This is a genomic window from Desulfonatronovibrio magnus (assembly GCF_000934755.1).
In the GTDB taxonomy this organism is placed as follows: Bacteria; Desulfobacterota; Desulfovibrionia; order Desulfovibrionales; family Desulfonatronovibrionaceae; genus Desulfonatronovibrio; species Desulfonatronovibrio magnus.
The window spans coordinates 120167-138226 of record NZ_KN882175.1; the positions used below are offsets into that span (position 1 = coordinate 120167).

Annotated in this window: 15 protein-coding genes; 2 read left to right on the plus strand and 13 right to left on the minus strand. The window is 43.0% G+C overall.

The genetic code is table 11. The features are described from left to right. Positions 1-14 precede the first annotated feature (14 nt). Positions 15-1877, plus strand: coding sequence for a flagellar assembly protein A (locus tag LZ23_RS12510; protein ID WP_045214682.1), 1863 nt, complete (start codon positions 15-17; stop codon positions 1875-1877). A gap of 575 nt (positions 1878-2452) precedes the next feature. Here LZ23_RS12510 and LZ23_RS12515 read toward each other — a convergent pair. The 6 genes from LZ23_RS12515 to LZ23_RS12535 form a co-directional block, all read right to left on the minus strand. Next, positions 2453-2773, minus strand: a complete 321-nt coding sequence (locus tag LZ23_RS12515) for a hypothetical protein (protein ID WP_045214684.1) — start codon at positions 2771-2773, stop codon at positions 2453-2455. A 26-nt stretch (positions 2774-2799) separates the two neighbouring features. After that, entirely contained in the window at positions 2800-3240 is a 441-nt protein-coding gene (locus LZ23_RS12520) for a hypothetical protein (RefSeq protein ID WP_045214686.1), read from the minus strand. A gap of 132 nt (positions 3241-3372) precedes the next feature. Beyond that, positions 3373-3546, minus strand: coding sequence for a hypothetical protein (locus LZ23_RS24160; RefSeq protein WP_157493216.1), 174 nt, complete (start codon positions 3544-3546; stop codon positions 3373-3375). 197 nt (positions 3547-3743) lie between these two features. After that, entirely contained in the window at positions 3744-4031 is a 288-nt protein-coding gene (locus tag LZ23_RS12525) for a hypothetical protein (RefSeq protein WP_045214688.1), read from the minus strand. A 2-nt stretch (positions 4032-4033) separates the two neighbouring features. After that, a complete protein-coding gene (locus LZ23_RS12530; protein WP_045214690.1) occupies positions 4034-4279 on the minus strand; it encodes a sulfurtransferase TusA family protein in 246 nt (81 codons plus the stop codon). A 908-nt stretch (positions 4280-5187) separates the two neighbouring features. Further along, positions 5188-6384: a YeeE/YedE thiosulfate transporter family protein gene (locus LZ23_RS12535; protein ID WP_045214691.1), complete on the minus strand. Its 1197-nt coding sequence runs from the start codon at positions 6382-6384 to the stop codon at positions 5188-5190. A gap of 653 nt (positions 6385-7037) precedes the next feature. On the opposite strand from LZ23_RS12535, the gene LZ23_RS12545 reads away from it, so the two are divergent. Then, positions 7038-7421 carry a cereblon family protein gene (locus LZ23_RS12545; protein WP_045214695.1) on the plus strand — a complete coding sequence of 128 codons (384 nt, stop codon included), beginning with the start codon at positions 7038-7040 and terminating at the stop codon, positions 7419-7421. Between the two features lie 370 nt (positions 7422-7791). Here LZ23_RS12545 and LZ23_RS12555 read toward each other — a convergent pair whose 3' ends face one another. The 7 genes from LZ23_RS12555 to LZ23_RS12590 form a co-directional block, all read right to left on the minus strand. Then, complete coding sequence (locus LZ23_RS12555) at positions 7792-8625, minus strand: M23 family metallopeptidase (RefSeq protein ID WP_045214698.1); 834 nt, start codon at positions 8623-8625, stop codon at positions 7792-7794. Between the two features lie 349 nt (positions 8626-8974). Continuing rightward, positions 8975-11062 carry a transglutaminase TgpA family protein gene (locus LZ23_RS12560; RefSeq protein ID WP_084591051.1) on the minus strand — a complete coding sequence of 696 codons (2088 nt, stop codon included), beginning with the start codon at positions 11060-11062 and terminating at the stop codon, positions 8975-8977. A 522-nt stretch (positions 11063-11584) separates the two neighbouring features. Beyond that, a complete protein-coding gene (locus LZ23_RS12570; RefSeq protein ID WP_045214703.1) occupies positions 11585-12529 on the minus strand; it encodes a DUF58 domain-containing protein in 945 nt (314 codons plus the stop codon). Beyond that, positions 12516-13424: an AAA family ATPase gene (locus tag LZ23_RS12575; RefSeq protein WP_045214705.1), complete on the minus strand. Its 909-nt coding sequence runs from the start codon at positions 13422-13424 to the stop codon at positions 12516-12518. Before LZ23_RS12575 ends, LZ23_RS12570 begins: the two co-directional genes overlap by 14 nt. A gap of 6 nt (positions 13425-13430) precedes the next feature. Next, positions 13431-14834, minus strand: coding sequence for a YcjF family protein (locus LZ23_RS12580; RefSeq protein ID WP_045214706.1), 1404 nt, complete (start codon positions 14832-14834; stop codon positions 13431-13433). A 253-nt stretch (positions 14835-15087) separates the two neighbouring features. Next, positions 15088-16419, minus strand: a complete 1332-nt coding sequence (locus LZ23_RS12585; RefSeq protein ID WP_084591052.1) for a YcjX family protein — start codon at positions 16417-16419, stop codon at positions 15088-15090. 207 nt (positions 16420-16626) lie between these two features. Beyond that, positions 16627-17994 (minus strand): sodium:solute symporter family protein, encoded by a 1368-nt coding sequence (locus LZ23_RS12590; protein WP_045214710.1) that lies wholly within the window; start codon positions 17992-17994, stop codon positions 16627-16629. Between the last annotated feature and the right edge of the window lie 66 nt (positions 17995-18060).

Below are 18060 nucleotides of genomic sequence, written 5' to 3' on the forward strand. Positions count from 1 at the left end.
GAGTTTAAAAACATATGAACAAGGCCACTATTGAGCTTGTAGTCACTCAGGATGGACTCATTATCAAGGTGCACAAATACACTCCGCCATCTGGCAAAGGTTCTCCCCTGACGGAAAAACAGATTCTTGCTCAGCTAAAACAAATCGGGATCAGAATGGACATAAACCATGACCTGATCCATGCAGTTGTGGCCAAAGCTGTTTCAGGGTCAGATATTACAGGAATGGCTGTCCTTAAAGGTGTTGCACCCTGTATGAAAGGCGCAGAGTATTTCAAACTGAAAGGCAATCCCGACCTCCCTGTCTTTAAAGGCATGGTTATAGGCAGTATTGAAAAGCATAAAGAAGATATTCCCGGCATAGACGTCTTCAATCAAAAAGTGATGCCGGGGGATAGCCAACAGCCCACAGCAGTAAAAATTGGTTCTGGCTGTGTTCTGAATCAAAAAACCAATAATGTTCTGGCTCGGGGGTATGGTCAAGTACTGTCACATGATCACTCTGTGAGGGTCAAACCTCTTTTTCGCATCAGTCCGGATAAGACCAGAATCACCAGCGTGCTTTTTCACTCAGATTTTTATAATAAAAAGATCACTGTAGAAAGAATTGTTGAAAGCCTGACCGCAATGCAGCTTGGTGAGACCATCGTGCTTAAGACCATTGAAGAGGGGCTGCGCAGGGCGGCAAAAAACAAGTCACCGCAAATTGCTGTCGTTGCCAAAGGCAGGCCTCCCTTAAATGGGCGTGATGGTTATTTTGAGCCTTCAGATGCCATCAAACCTCCTGAAATTGATGAAAGTGATGTTAATATCAAGGTTGACTATAGAGAGCGAGGAATTTTCAGAACAGTTGCGACCAATACAGAACTTGGAAAAATATATCCTCCTGAAGAAGGAACCGATGGATATGATGTTTTTGGCAAATTGCAGGAGGCTAAGACAGGCAAGGAAGCGAAACTGAAACCCGGCAAAAATGTTTCCATGGCCCCTTCAGGCCTTCTGTCATCAACCATGTCGGGTCTGGTTGTTTTTGAGAAAAATACCATTTCTGTTTTAGATTTTATGACCATCAATGGAGATGTGGACTATTCCACAGGCAACATCAGACTGGAAAGCGGGTCAGTTGAAATTACCGGGTCCATCAAGGAAGGCTTTGTAGTGAAAGCCCCTGAGCATATACTGGTCCACGAAAATATTGAAGATGCAAGAGTTTCAGCAGGAGGTAAAGTCGAGGTAAACTTTGGTGTAGTTATGAAAGGCTCAGGCAAGATACAGGCCGGAGGAGCCTTTCGATGTAAATTTGCCGAAAATGCGATGATTCAAATAGGTGAAGACCTGAATTTTTCCAGCAACCTGAATAATTGCCGTATCCATTGCAAGGGTGCTGTTCTTGCGCCTGAAAAAGGGATAATCATGGGTGGAGAGATCAAGGCGGAAAAGTATATTGAAGTCAACCAGATTGGATCGGAATATGGCATAAAAACAGATATTTACGTGGGGCCTGCCAAAAAAAATATTGAAAAGCTTGCCAATGAAAAGGCTGAACTGACAAAACATCACCAGGAAATTAAAAATATCCTCATGAAAAACGCCATGGAAAATAAGTCTGGCAAGCTCACTGCTGAGCAAAAGAAAAAAACCAAGGAACTGATGGAGACATATGCTAAAATTCAGGAAAGAATAAAAAAGATGGACAAAATCATTCGGGAAAAAGGAATCTCACCGGAAGATGCCAGAAAGCATTATGTCAAAGTCAAACAGACGGCTTATCCTGGAACAAATATATACTTTCAAGGTAAATCCCTGAAACTCGTGGAAGCAGTGCATGGCGCAAAGTTTTCTTATGATCCTGCCAAAGATTCTATAATTTGGGGGTAACCAGGAAGCAATGCGCTTTTTCTGGCAACAAGTAATCGTTTAGCTTTTTTATGAAACCAGGGGACAGGCACTAACGGGCCCTTACAAGTAACTACAATCGTTTTGCTAATAAAATCACATGTTTACAGTTTTCTAATTTTGACGATTATTGCTTATGATTGATGCTCATTTGCCAGAAAAGTTCCGTCAAAGATGGGAGCTTTGCGCCTGGCACAGGGACTGTCCCTCGCTGTGTAAATTTTTTCATTGAAGCAAATTTCTTCCAGGAACCAATGGAGTATCAATCTGTTTTATAGTACCTCGCGGGGACTGTCCCAATTTCCAAATATGGGACTGTTCTTCAAGGTGGAGGCGGCTTCCAGCCGCCTGGAATTAAATAGCCTGCAGGATGCAGGCTCCACTTTTAAGACAGTTACCCACACGTTCGGTCCCGGGTCGCCCGGGTGAGGAGCTACTAAGTAACAACCGATGTTGTAAGCGTCTCATTTTTGAGGCAGGCGGTTCCGTAAAAGCCAGTCCCCGTGCACATGCAAAGTGCAAAACTATTACAAACGATCCTATCTATATCTTCCAGGTTAAAATACTACATACCTGTCACACTCTTCTATCATTTCCGCATTTCTTGCCTGTGTTGCAAAATCCTTGAAACCAACTCCAGGTACTTCCCCTGACAGCCCAAGGGCTCTAAAACTCACATCGCAAACTGAAAGCCTGGCTTTACCCAACAGTTTGGCAAAATTTTCATCCTTAGTCAGCATAACTGATTTGCCAGTAAAAAATATCTGCACTTTCACACCTTTTTTATCTGCAGCTGAAGTCAGATTGATCACCTGCTCCAGATACTTATCATCCCTGACAAGTATGCCCATTGTTTTAGATTCACTTGATTTACTCATTCAAAATATTCTCCTATATTTCACTACTAAAAAATTTCCTTGGCCTTTTCCAGAATGATATTTTTTACTTCCTTACTCGTTGAATAATTTAATATCAAAAGGGTCATGGCTTCCTTAAATAGTTGCTCCTGATTTTTGCCCTGATTTTCTTGAATACTTTCTAATACTTTTAATATGTCAAAAATATCTTTATTCAAACTGATTTTCACCTCAACTTGCTCTTGCTCCAGTTTGTCATCCAACGGCGAAATCTCAGATAAAAGATGGTAACATTCTAATATCTTTTCCAAACATTGCTGCTTGAAATATAGAGCCCCAAGAGACTTTACAACATCCTTGGTCGCTTGAATCTGATCAGGAGGCAGTTCATCCTTTATAAGGGCTTTCTTGGCTGCTTCCAGGGCACTATCATAACAATTGCATCTCTCCAGCACTATGGCGGATGCCAAGTCCTTATCCATGTCCATAAATAAGCTCCTTATCTCTACAGCGAATCTTTTTTAATGAATGTAGCAGCGCCAGCCTGCACTGCTGTATCTAAAAATTAGAATTTACCTCAGCAAATTTACTGGTATAACTTCACACTGAATCTTAAAAAACTACCACCAGCATATCACTTTATTATGGCTGAAGATATCGTCCACAAGGTTTTCCCAATCAACGTCAGGCCTGAAAACTTCAACAACCTTACAATCATTTTCATCACAAGTACTTCTAACAATATCTGATACCATTTTTTCAGGTTCGGATTTGAATATATGCAGTACCTTCATAAAATTTTATACTCCTTTAATATATGCAGCCAATTTTTGACAGTGCCGTTAAAAAAAAATAGGGATTAGTGTAAACTTTTGGGCAATAAAGTCTAATTTTCCGACACTCGCTTCAGCAAGTCACTACCAGGGAATCGGAAAAACCAGCTCAAATGAGTGCCGGATCCCAGGTCCACCCATAGTGTATCTGATTCTAACTAAAAAGGGATAACATGCTGCGATTCATTAATCATTGCTGCAAGTTTGTCCTGATCAATAGGCTTAAATCCATATTTTTCAATATTAGCTGGGTTATTTGAATAACGTTCACCCTCCATTTCATCAAGAAAGCCCATGTTATCCTCATAAGCCTCGTTCATATCAGCGATTTCATGGTCCAGCACTACCATATTTACAGTTGCTGCATGTAAAAGCAGACCTAAGCTTGTTCTGAGTCCTTCATATTGCTGGTCGATATCTTTTATAATTACTGTAACCCCAGACATGTTCACCCCTTTTTGATGTAATAATTAGTCGACCCGTCATCTGCATCCTGCAAGCCCAAAAATTCATTGCCATTCTTGTTGCCAAAGTCAGGTATGTCATTCTTAGACCCTGGATCAGTGCCTAAAATGTGAAGTATTTGTCCTGAATCCATGTCTTTCAAGGCTTTTTTAGTCTTCAGCAGTGGCATGGGGCAACTCAATCCGCTTGTATCAAGAAATTTGTCCGCAGTGATGTTTGATAAATCCATGGCTAACCTCCTTTATATATCAGTTAATTAATCATTTGGGTAAACAGTGAACTTAAGTCTTTACACGCAGCCAAAACTAAGGATATCAAATTAAAGTAACTATCGTTTTATTTTAACAAATTCAGATACTTACAAGTAACTATAATCGTTTTTGTAATAAAATCAGACGGTTATAATTTTCACAATTTTTATAATTTTTACATATGATTGATTCTCAATTTCCTGAAAAGTTCCTTCAAAGATGGGAACTTTGCGCCTGGCACAGCTTCCTGCCCGGAGGCTTACAGCCCGGAGGGGGACTGTCCCTCGCTGTGTATATTTTTTCATCAAAGCAAATTTCTTACAGGAACCAATGCAGCATCAATCTTTTTTATAGTACCTCGCGGGGACTGTCCCAATTTTCAGAAAAGTGACAGTATCCTAAAGTTACTCACAAGTTCGGTCCCGGGCCGCCCGGGTGAGGAGCTTCTAAGTAACTAAAATCGAATATGTAATAAATTGAGAGTATTACGGATTTACCATAAAAATTACTTCGGTCGCTTAGGCTCCCTTGTGGGTGACAGGTTTTGAGCAACTACATCCCTGACAACTCAGGTGTCATTGCGAGCGAGTCTTCGAGCGCGGCAATCTCAAACGCGTTAAGGCTATTACCTCTTTTTTTGTGGCTTAAGCCACATTTTGAAGAAGCGGCTGGAGCCGCAAGAGTAAGACGTCCCCAGGCTGGAGCCTGGGAACGAGGTGTATGAGTTACTCACAAGTTCGGTCCCGGCCCGCCCAGGTGAGAAGCTTACAAGTAACCAGAATCGTTTTTCTAACAAAATCAGACAGTTACATTTTTCAAATTTTTACGATTTATGCTTATGATTGATGCACATTTGCCAGTTTAGTTAGGTGAAAATGCAGCCGCACTAAAAAATAACAAACTTTTCCGTTCTTTCGTTCCATATAGCCCAGAACACCCAGGCAAAAAGTATTAGAAGATAGAGAGGCAAGGCAAACTCCCAGCCAAATACTGCCGGCATAAATGTGCCAGAACCTATCATTTCAATCAGTCCGGTATTGTGAACTATTTTATACCCTATGGAATTAAAGATGGAAAAGGAAACCAGAGTGAGCATCAGCTTGGTATGTCCCTCACCAGCCCGCCAAAGCGAACCAGTTCCACATCCACCGGCAAGCAACATGCCAAAGCCAAAGATTACCCCACCAATCAGGCTGCCCAGCCAGAAAGGATGATGTACCCCCATCATATCAGGCTGAAGATAGTTCCACTTAATGACCGCAGACCCCAAACCGTAAATCATCAGACTCATGGCTATAACCCTGATCATTTCTGCATCTCCAGTCATAAATGGTTCACGAAATGCCCTGACAAAACACATTCTGGATCTATGCATGGTTATGCCGATCAACGCCCCAAAAAACAAAAGTCCGCCAATTTGGGTATGACCCTGAGCAGAAAAAATATAAAAAGATGCAATAACGCCAATTAATAGTGCTCCACCAATGAATGGACTAACCTTACCCCAGTCAATGAGGGGCTCTTTCTTTAAATCGTGAACCTTGGGAGGCCGGGCTGCCTGCTGCGGAATATTGCTGATTTCCCAGATTAGAAAGCGCAAACCAAAATATGCACCAACGCCAAGACCAATCATCATGGCATAACCACCCATGGAAAACATGCCGATGGCATTGTAAAAACCTCCGATATTGCAGCCAGCGGCAAGAGCAGCTCCAAGCCCCATGAAAGCTCCGCCGGCAAGACCTTTCAAGTACTCATAGGGAGGCGCCATGCGAATGCGAAACTGTCTTCCCATCAATGCCGAAGCCATAGCACCGACAAAAAGTCCAATATTGGTCATGGACATGGTGCTGAGCCATGGTACAACAGGTCTGTCTGCACTCAAGCCAATACCATACAGTATCCAGTCCCCCCAGTTTCTATAGCCCCCAGTAATCCCCCAGGGACTGTGCCACATAAAAATCATTAGTGCCAGTATTGCGAGAAATATTCCTGCAAGCCATCCAGGCCAGTTGCGTTCGAATACCGCAATATAGTTTTTACGAACCTCTTCCCTGACGCTTTCCCAGAATATGCTAGCCAAAGTAGACTCCTTTACTAATTTAACGAATCCTGATATTTTGCTGATATCCTTTACAAACCATGCTTTGTTGTTTTGCAGGTAAGTATTATTCACCACATATTTTCACTTTTCGTAAAGCTGATATTCTGACTGGTTTTCGCCATTACTATTAGTATCAACAGAAAAACAATCAGGATACAAGCTGCCCTCAGAGCATGGTGAATAAATATTTTTGCAGAAGAACTTTACTTTGAAAGCCTGATTCAGCAACAAAACCTGGAAAAAATTGGCAACCTGTAAAAAACAGGAACAAACGTAACTGTTTAGTTTTTTTGAATAGCAGGGGACATGCGCTTTTGCCGACCTCAAACCCAGCACAGCCGGACTTTCCGGCTGCAAGAGAGCCATTCCCCTTCCAGCTTAAAAAAGTGTCGCTGTAATTCTATCAAGCCAAACTTACTCAAATGACAAATCCATAGCAACCTTTGTTCCAGCTTTAAATAATGATATAATACACTATTATTGTTCTTGTTTTTGATGGCACTTTGCACACATTGACTGTTAGATGATTAATCATATGTAAAAGTTTTATGCTATCTTTTCTCCACATTATTAAGTGTCGCTGTAGTGTTACACGACCTGACAAAACTAAAACTATTATGATAGAGATCAGCATGTTTAGAACAGAATCAGAGCCAACTCATTTTGTAAAACACGAGTCAGACAGCAGAGTTGAAGATGAATACTCAGATAGAGATATCCTGTGCCTGAGCTGCAAAGCTCCAATAACTAAGGAAAGTGAAGCAGTCAGGATAAATGACTCTCACCGGCATGTCTTTGTGAATCCGCATGGACTGGTTTTTGAAGTGGGCTGTTATGGCAATGCTGGCAATGTTCTATGCGTTGGCCAGATTACCTCAGAATTCACGTGGTTTCCAGGATACTCATGGCAGGCTGTGAGCTGTGCGCTTTGTCTGACGCACCTTGGATGGGTATATTACTTAGATGGCAACGAGGCTTTTTTTGGCTTTATTTTAGATCGTCTTGCAAGACAGTAATGATGATGCAACCACAGCTTTTTGCCAGTGATGCACGCTTAAAGAATGTTAAAAAAATGTTATCGTTATTGGTTATTCAGTTATCTTTTTTTACAGGCAAACAAATGTATCCGGTTGGAACGAGGAGAGTCCGGAACTGCAGGATTCTCCTCGTTCCAACCAGGTATATTAACTGTAATAGTTTAGCCATTTGCATGTGGCACGGCTTCCTGCCCGGAGGCATACAGCCCGGAGGGGGACTGGCTCTTCCGGGACTCACTTGTCTCAAAAGTGAGACGTTTAAATTACCGTTGACCCTCAAGTGGGGCCCGGAGTGCCTGTCCCCTGCTTTCCTTAAAAAAGGGCTAAACTATTACTATTAACTGAATTTTCACTCCAGCAATAGCATAGGATCAACTGCCTGACCAAGAACATAGACACCTAAGTGCAGATGCGGCCCTGTCGCCCTGCCAGTCATGCCCACAAGGCCTACAAGGTCTCCCTTAGAAATATACTCACCCTTGTTTACATTGATTTCACTTAAATGCATATAAACAGTCACAAACCCAAGACCATGGTCCAGAATTACAGTTTTGCCTCCAAAGTAAAAATCACCTGTTAAGATCACTCTGCCCGTTTCCATGGCCTTGACAGGTGTTCCCTCAGGTCCTCTTAAGTCCACTCCCCTGTGCGGTGCCCTTGGCTCATCATTAAGAAAACGCCTGACTCCAAAAGGAGAGCTTACGCTTCCTGATGCCGGCCGAACAAAATCAGTTGTCCAATATCTTTCAGGACTGAGAGTGTTCAGGGCATTCACAGTCTTCTCCCGTTCTCTAACTATACGATCGATAACTTCCTGAGGCGGAGTTACCATGGATTCAGGAAGCGTTAGGCGCTGCTCAGGATAGTCCTTGGCGGATATATATACATTAAACTCTTCAACAATCTGCTCATCGCCAAAATCAAAAGAAATAGACAATGGATACTTACCTTTATGATCCAGCCCTGCACTTAGAAGAATGCTCTGTGTTCCGTTGAAATCTACCGGATACTCAACAGTTTTTTCAAGCCATTGAACTGTAAGGGAATCTGGATTTTTATCAGACACAAACTCCACCCAAAACGGTTCACCCTGCCCTACCCTTTCGGGCAAGTTAATGGTTGCTGCTTTGACAGGCAAAACCCATAAAAAGAATACCAGTATGGCCAGCAATGCTCTTTTCATATCTCAACCTCCAATTTTTATTCCATCATAACCTGAATTGACAAACATTATACTCGAATTGTCTGCAGGGACGTATGACCTGCAATTATTCAGGCAGGGACAGTTTCTCTCATGCTATTAACTACCTTAAAAGTTAATATAATCGTATATGCAATAAAATCAAAACATTATGGTTTTACCATACAGATTGCTTCGGTCGCTTAGGCTCCCTCGTGGGTGACAGGTTTTGAGCAACTACATCCCTGACAGCTCAGGTAACATTGCGAGCGAGTCTTTTTACCCTGAATAAACGCAGTGTAGGCGCAGCCATTCAACTGGGGCGAGCGCGGCAATCCCTAACCCGTTAAGGCTATTTCAAGTTACTCGCAGGCTTGGTCCCGGGCCGCCCGGGTGAGGAGCTGACAAGTAAATCTTTTAATGAATTCTCTTTTTCCCGGTCAGGATGTGGACCATACCTCTGCTCGTTATATACTTTTTTAATTCTTTCGACTTTGTCGGGAAAATACAAAGCCCACCATTGCCATATCTTATCCTCAGCACCAGGGGAACTCAAGTTATGTCTGCCCGGTGTTTTTGATGCCAATAGCTTCCAGGCCCTTATCCTGAACTGTTTACCTGTAGGATGGCTCCTCAAGGGAATCAAGCCTGACAGGACAAGTATCATAATCAAACCAGATACAACCAGCCCCACCTTCATCCATAACTTGCCATCCTGGAAAACATTTTTCAGGATATTTTCAAAATCTGAAATTTTAATTCCGGTCCAGGTCTGATCAAAGGATGTCCTGACAGAGCTCCACATTCGTGCCTGCCTGGCAAGGTTTAAATCAATAACCCAATTGGTCCATTGCCACCTTAACCAGTCAACAACACGTACCGAAGGGGAAACCATTTGATCTGCAGGAATACTGTCTGTTGCTCCGTCTTCATCCTGCCCTTCATCCACATTCAAATCAAGGTAACGGGTTGGATCAAGCCTTACCCAGCCTCTGTCCGCAAACCATGCTTCTACCCAGGCGTGAGCCATGCTGTCCCTTATTATCCAGTATTCACCCACAGGATTGTATTCTCCTCCCCAGAAACCAACCACTACCCTTGAGGGGATGCTGTTCAGTCTCAAAAACATCACCATGGCAGCAGCATATAATTCACAGTACCCGGTTTTGGTCTGAGTCAAAAATTCTTCTAATGTCTGTCCATGTTCAAACCCGACTGGCGCCTGCAGACTGTATGAAAAACCCTGAGAGTTGAAATAAAACAGAATGGACTGAGCAATATCCCATGGCTCACTGTCATCTTCAGCAAAAGTGCTGGCAATGTCGTGCACACTTTGACTGATATCATCAGGAATTCGCGTTCCTGCTGACTTTTCTTCAGGGGTCAAAGGCTTTGTATTTTCCATGACTGAATAAAGCTCATATCTGACAGCACTTTCCGGAGCTTCATCAAGCTTCACAGTGCCATCACGGTTATAATTAACTCCGGATAAATTCATAATCCTGCCGGGAAAGTACAGTCCGAACAAATGCTCTGTTCTCCCCGGATTAAGAGTAATAGTCTGCAAAACAACATCCTCACCAACAATTGAGGATCGCAGTGGTGTTGTCTGGTAGTCATGCGGGGCCCCGGGAATCCAACTTGAACCGTCAGTCTGCCATAGAACAGCCCCCCTCCAGTATAGGTGGGAAGAGTGGTAAACCTGATCTATCTGAGCCCTGAAAGCAATCCTGTTAGATTCAGCAATACCTGCAATACCACCAGGAGTCATCTCTGGACTGAATCCAGTTCGAGCTATTTCAAGTCCTGCCCCCAAGTTCAGCATAGGATTGATATTTCTTGGAAAAGCGAAAAAAATCAAAAGCCCCAGCAAAACCGTAATCATGGTCAAAAAAAGAGCAAAACCAGCTAACTTGAGAGAAAAAAACTTGCTCAGACGAAAATTTCTTCCAGACTTAACCGCCTGATCAAAGATGTGCTGCCACAATATCAAAACAAGACCTGTAAAAAAATATGAGAAAATTAAAACTCCAAAACCCAGATCAAATCTGATTATTGAAGCCACTCCAAGTCCCAGAATTCCTAAACCGCAAAACTGAAAGGCATCTCGCTGTTTTTTAAGCTCCATCAGCTTAATGGACAACATAAGGGCAAGGGCCTGGGCCATGACTATCTGCCAGCCCTGATCCCAATTAGTTACTGTGGCAAGACCGCTCAGAGCCAGGACAAGCATTAGCCTTAAACTGTAAGAGAAAACTTCATTTTTTCCCTGAAAGGCATGGACAAACACAAGAATAACTGCCGCAATCCAGAACCAGACTATCCACCAGCTCAAAATGGGGTTCAAGGCAAGCATTACACAAGATCCTGAAATACTTCCCAGGATGGGCGTCCAGTACCTGATGCTGCCAGGTGTTGCGTAAGAAGATAAGTTGTGCATAACTATCTGAGAGTTGGGATAACTTGAAAATAAAAGTTATCAGTAAATTGTTAATAACTGGACAGTGAAAAGTTATCCCCGTCATGCCGGACTTGATGCGGAATCCAGGAATTATCTTAGTGTAAGATCGCCCAGAGTTATTGAGAAGCTCCCCACCAGGGCGGCCCGGGACCGAACCTGCGAGTAACTGTCTTTAAAGTGGAGCCTGCATCCTGCAGGCTATTTAATTCCAGGCGGCTGGAAGCCGCCTCCACATTGAAGAACATTCCCATATTTGGACATTGGGACAGTCCCCGCGAGGAAACGTTAAAAAGTTTGATACTGCATTGGTTTCTGGCAAAAATCGGTTTTAATGAAAAAATTTACATAGCGAGGGACAGTCCCTGTGCCAAGCGCAAAGTTCCCATCTTTGACGGAACTTTTCTGGTAATTGTAAGTGAATCTTAAGGAAAAATCGTAAAAAAATGAAAATCATAAAAGCTTGAAATAATTGACATAAAAATATAGTTACTTAGAAGTTGTTTATAGTTCAGAGTTATGAACCGGCAACGGCTCAACAAGAGCCAGAGACCATAGAGCCTGTTCCAGGTTAAGTTTGCCTGAACCAGATATTTCAACTGCTGGCAGGTTCAACTTCCATGAGGTATTAGACAGAACCATTTCATCCAGCAACGTCCGAAAAAGTGAAAGCCTTTTTTCAGTATCTAAGTGTTGATAAACAGGATCATCCCAGTCCAACACAAGAGCCTTAGATGCTTCATGAGCAAAACTGTGAGCCGGCCATTGCGAATTGTCTGCTCCCATGGCAGGTTTTTGCCAGTCAAGACGACGCCACACAATACTGGACATACTTTCGCCGGGGCGGTATTGCCTGATACCTTTCCATTCTCCCAGACCCTGCCCGGTGTTGAGAGTTTCTGACTGCTTTTCATTCTTTGCAAAAACCTGTTCCATAAGATCATTATCCGGAGCAGGAGAAACCACAATCACAGCCCTGGCATCATAGTATCCTCCTCGAACCACAAAGCCAAAAGGAAAAGACGAAGTTACTTTAACATAAGGTAACGAAACTTTGCCTCGATGCCATGGGGTCCATGGCAGGAAAACTTCACTGGATGCTTTAGAGTTAAGAACGGGTATAACCTGGGTATGGTCTTCCAGGCCAACATCAAGAACAATGGATGCCAGGCGTTTGTTATTTTTAATACTTATCTGAATTAGATTTTGTCTTTGGGCTGTAGGAACTTTGCTGGAATTTGCTTTTATGCTCAGTCCGGAAACATTATAAAGAGCAGTCAGGCCTGAAAGAAAAAGAAGACTCAACAATAAAGAGGTGAGCAGGAATAGAACATTATTATTGCTGTTGACAGCGGCGAGTCCCAATACCATGGTCAAAAGTACATAAATCCAGCCCGAAAGGCTCAGCCTGGCTCTGATTGTACTTACTTTTCTACTATCCCCAGACATCAGAGATAATTTTCCGGGTCAGGGTTTCTCTGTCCTGGGTGGTACGAAAAGTCAATCGGTGGTTCAAAACATTGTATGCTATGAATCGCAGGTCATCGGGAAGAACATAGCTTCTTCCCTCTATCATGGCTGTGGCCTGGGCTGATGACTTGAGGGCGAGCATACCCCTGGGAGATAGTCCGGCCCGAATTTCTTCATTTTTTCTTGTTGCTCTGGTCAGGGTCATGACCATGTCAATTATTTCATCACTCAAAAAAATATTTTGTCGCTCATTTCTTAAACGAGATATTTCCTCAAAACTGGCAGCTGCCTCTAAGTCTAATTCCATGGAAGCTCCTCTCAAAAGCTTTCTCTCAGCCTCCTGGCCTGGATAACCAAGTGTAATACTTAGTAAAAAACGATCCATCTGACTCTGTGGGAGAGAATTTACACCAAATTCTTCAAGAGGATTTTGAGTAGCTATGACCAGAAAAACTTCTGAAAGAGGATATGTTTCTCCATCAACGGAAACTTGTCGTTCAGCCATGGCTTCAAGCAGAGCGGACTGAGTTCTTGGAGAAGCTCTGTTAATTTCATCAGCGAGAATAATGGAATGAAAGATAGGTCCGGGATGAAAACGAAATGCGCTTTTAACAGGATCAAACATGGACACACCCAGCACATCACCGGGCAGCAGATCACTGGTCATTTGAATCCTTGCAAAGTCCAGCCCCAGGACTCCGGCCATACTCAGGGCAAGAGTTGTTTTACCAACTCCTGGAATATCTTCAATGAGCAAATGACCGCCAGCCAGAAAAGAGGTCAATGCCAGCTGGACCTGATCTTTTTTATCAAGGATACATTTATTGATACTGCTGAGGATATTTTCAACAACTATGTCTGTTTTTCTATCCATTAAACCCTACCCACGACCTACAGGCCTGACCATACGCTGAGCCTGCCTGCCCAGTCTCCAGATTAAAAAACCATTCAATGCGCCTTCACTTACCTTGGGAAGCATAAAACGAGTTGCGTCTGTCACTGCAGACATGCCTGCAGCAAAAGATATCTCTCCAAAGATTGACTCATAGTACTCAGAAAAGGCCTCTACCCCTGCCTCAGTCTGTTCACCTATCACTCCGCTCAAATATGCCTGGATTATGGCTCTGAAAAGAACTACCGTACTTTGCCCGGCAGCAGGGCGCAAAGAGTAAATCTGCATAATTTCACTGATCAGTCTGAGAGATGCATACAGTACTATCATCTGGTCAATAAATTTGATGGGAGAGGCCGCTGTTCCTACTGCAACATTTCTTGCATATGCCCTGATCCTTTTACGCGTGGCAAGGTCCAGAGTATAGATAAATGATTCTTCAAATTCCTTAAGCCACTCCGTGGAGTTCATGTAGCCGCTTTTATCCATAAGAGATGTTCTGAAAGCCTTTAATCTTTCCATCTGCTTTTTATCCATGCCCGGTAAACTGTCTTCAGAGTTTACAGTATGATATTCAGTGAGATATTCGGTCAGAATCTTCATAGCCTCATCTTTTTTGTTTTGTGCCAGAAGCTGAAACTCTCGCCTTTGTGCAAGAATATTCAAAGCCTTAATATCTATCCTTGCAAGCTTTCTATATTTTAAGAAACTAAGAGAAATCTTAAACAAAACCCCAAAAAGCAGAGTTAAGAAAAGGATAAAAAAAGAAGAAGCAACGATATTCCAGGGAGCAGTTAGAGAAGACACCTCAGACCAGAACCTGACCATCTGATTCAGCAAAAAAATCCCCATGAAAGCAATGACAAATAACATAAACCACAATACAAACCTGTAAAGGAATGCTGGAATTTTGATTCCAGTTTTTTCAAGTTCTCGTAATTTCTGCTGAAAGAGCTTGGACATATCATCCTGCTCTTGCCTGAGCCTGTTGATTTCTTCGTCATCCACCCATTTCATATTCTTTTTTTCTTCAGAGTCTGGAGCAAAATCAGGCTGCCCAAGTCCGGTATCATTCTCGCGAATAGTCGGGGCCTCTACATTTGTTTTACTTTTATACTCGCTTTTCCCAGCGACAGTGAAACCAGACGAACTTCCATAATTCCGGGCAGACAGACTGGATATCCCTTCATAACTGGAAGGACCTTCCTGGTCTTTGACATGATTTTTATTGGCAGGATTAATATTATGAGTCTTGCTTGTGTCATGTTTCTCAGAGACCAATACATTTGAGGGCACTTCATCACCACTGCCAGGATCTTCTTTCTGCCTGAACGTCCTTATCTCAGGTGGAATATCCAGTGGATCGCCGAGACGTTGATTACCTTTACTCACATTAACACCTTACTTTTGGGGATTATTTCTGTTACTTCTTTTTGGGCGGACTTAGGCCGAACCACTGTAGTCAGCTAAGTGGTATCTTTATATAGCCCTACAGCGAAATTTTATGTCAATTATTGCTTAGACAATTGGGGAAAGGCACTTTTGCCGTTCTCAACCCGCAAAACAGCCGGGCTATGGGGCGGCAAAGGAGCCAGTCCCATCTCAGCTATAATAAAGTGTGGCTGTAGTAATAAAAATTATGTCTTCACTCTGAAATAAATTCAAAAATCCTGTCCAGACCAATATGCCTTGGTGGAAGCAAATAATTTTTTGGAGCATCCGGATATACCTTGTAAAATGGATAGTCACCTGCAGACCAGTTTTCCGGCCATGTTTCAGGAAGAAGCGGCACAGAGTACTCCATAAAATTCTTTTCAGGGTTGTTGTAGATAATTTTACCATTGAGTCTGCGTTCTCCCTGTACAGGAAAGGTGGAATGACACGCACTGCACACAAACCACTTGCACTTCACGTCCGGAAGCATTCCTGCTGCCCGGTGGGTCATCATTTTCAGCAGATTTTCCATTCTCTTATTATCAATATCCAGGGGATGGACCATATCAGCCTTGGCCGCAACAAAAGCAATCCTGCTCAGTGATTCATACAGAAAAGAAAAATACTTAGACAGCAAGGCCCCAATGTCCGACTTAGGACGCAGCAACTCACATAAATCAAGCAATATCCTTCTATTATCATTATAACGCCCAACACCACCTGATAGAAGTGATGGTATATCCACCAGCACAATAATACTATTGGCTTTGGATATTCTGTCAAATAAGGGCATAACCAGCTTTTTCCTATAGTTTTGATAAGTTCTAAACATTTGTTTAGCCACATCAGGATGGTTCGCCCTTGCCTTGTTGGAGAGCGGCGCAAATTCTTCAGCAAATGAAATACCGGCATATCTGCTCGCTGATATTTCCTTCTCTGTGCCTGGTGATGCCGGGCACCCCTTTTGGTCAAGCAGGAAAGTGGATGGAGATATCAGGGGTTTGTAATCCAGAATCATCCTGGCCAAAGCTTCCTTATATCGACTCACAACTTCTTTATGAGTAATATTGGCTTGCGTAAGATAATTCAGATAAGGTCCTGCAGCCCTCGCATAACCGTGGTGATCTGCAAAATGCTTTAAAATATGGTCAGACCATTCGTCATAACTACTAAAGGCTGCAATGGCTGCGTCGGCAACCCGTTCTCCTGGAAAATCAAAAAAAGTCATTTTCTGGGAATAAAGCTTCCAGTCGGAACGTCTGAACCTGCATGTAAATTGCGAACAATCAGTGCTTTTTTCCGGCCAATGCTCTCTGGCCAGTTCCTCACGATACCCGGCATGATTAAATTCAGGGGGCCAGTCATTTTTCAAGGGACAGCGCTGAAAATCACTGATCTCAATCCCCTTGCCAACATGAAAGCCACCTTGTCCAAATTCAGCAAGGTGCGACAAAAGGGAGGTTAGAAATACGGTCTTTCCACCGCCTGCAATACCGGTGACAGCCACACGCCGGTGGTCTCTAAGGTTCATTAAATTCAGCATAATTTAAACTATTTCCAATAGTTCAGCCCTTTGCATGTGGCACGGCTTCCTGCCCGGAGGCATACAGCCCGGAGGGGGAATGGCTCTTCCTGGACCCTCTTGCCTCAGGTATAAGGAGTTTAAAACATGGGTTGATGCTCAAGCAGGTCCGGGAGAGCCTGTTCCCTGCTTTCTTTAAAATGGGCTGAACTGTTACATAATTCAGATCTAACTTGAAGACTCACTGTTATCAGCCAATACAAAACCAGTATAGTTTGCAAAGACTCCCACAACAATTCCGTGGATACCCAAGGGAGAACCAAGTCCATAGTTCCAGATCAACAAAGAAAATATTCCTGCTCCGGCTCCGACCAAAAACTTTTTTTGACTGACCTTTTTCTGCATTACAGCCATTACTAACGGTACCAAAATAATGGGAGCCCAAAAGTTATACGAATATATCAGAATATCAAGTATACTCTCAATGGACAAGGCAAAAATAACAGCAAGTACACCCACCATTAGAGTGACTAAACGCGCCATAAGAACTTCACTTTTATGACTCATTGCTTCTTTTTTCAAGGGTTTCACAATATCATTGCTGAAGCAGATGGCAGCAGCGTTAAGAAAAGAGTCTGCAGAAGACATGATAATAGCGATTACTGCAGCTATGACAATGCCCTGCAATATTGGGGGCAAAGCCTGCTGAATAACAAAAGGCATTGCCAGGTTGGGATTGATTTCAGGATTGAGGACCAGAGCGACAATACCGATAAGACCGGTAACAGCAAAAAATGGAAAGGAAAACAGGCCGCTGTACAATGTACCTTTGGAAACTTCACGGGCATCACGACCAATGAGCAGACGCTGCAGGTAAGGTGGAACAAGAGTTTCACCAAAGACAAAGGTAAGAAAAAGAGATGCCAGCGCAATGAGTGCCAGTGGCTCCACAGGAAGACTAAGGTGCCCTGATGGTACTGTGTTTACAATATGTTCAATTCCGCCAGCGCTTTGAATGCCAAAATAAAGAGTCAGGGGTAAGCCAAAAGCCAGAATGACAAACTGAACAATATCCGTCCAGACGACTGCCCTCATCCCTCCAACCGTTGCGTAGGTAATAACAATACCGCAACCAAGCATTATTCCCCAGAAACGCTCAATCCCCAGAAAAAGATTCGTAACATACCCAATAGCCCCTATCTGAGCCCCAAGTATTCCGGCACACAGTATAAAACCGAAAATTCCCGAAAAAACTTTGGCAGAAACTCCATAATGACTTTTCATAATATCCCCTACGGATATTGCATCGCGATATCTGTCCATTCTTGGGGCAATGTACTTTGCCACAAGAACTTCTTTTAGACTGAACCCCCAAAGAGCTACAATATTTACGATACCGAGCAGGAATACTTTTTCAGCATTGCCCATGGAGAAACCGCCTCCAATGAATGAGGCTGACAGGGTAGCGAAGATCACCATGGATCCATAAGATTTGCCTGCCACTGCATATTGAGAAATATTCTTGATTCCCCTTCCTGCCAGCATTCCGATGATCAAAACTGCAGCAAGGTAAATAAAGATAATTGCATTAGTCATAATTATCTCCGTGTAAAATGTTATTAAAATTCATTATTATAAACCGCAACATAATCTCTTATAGAT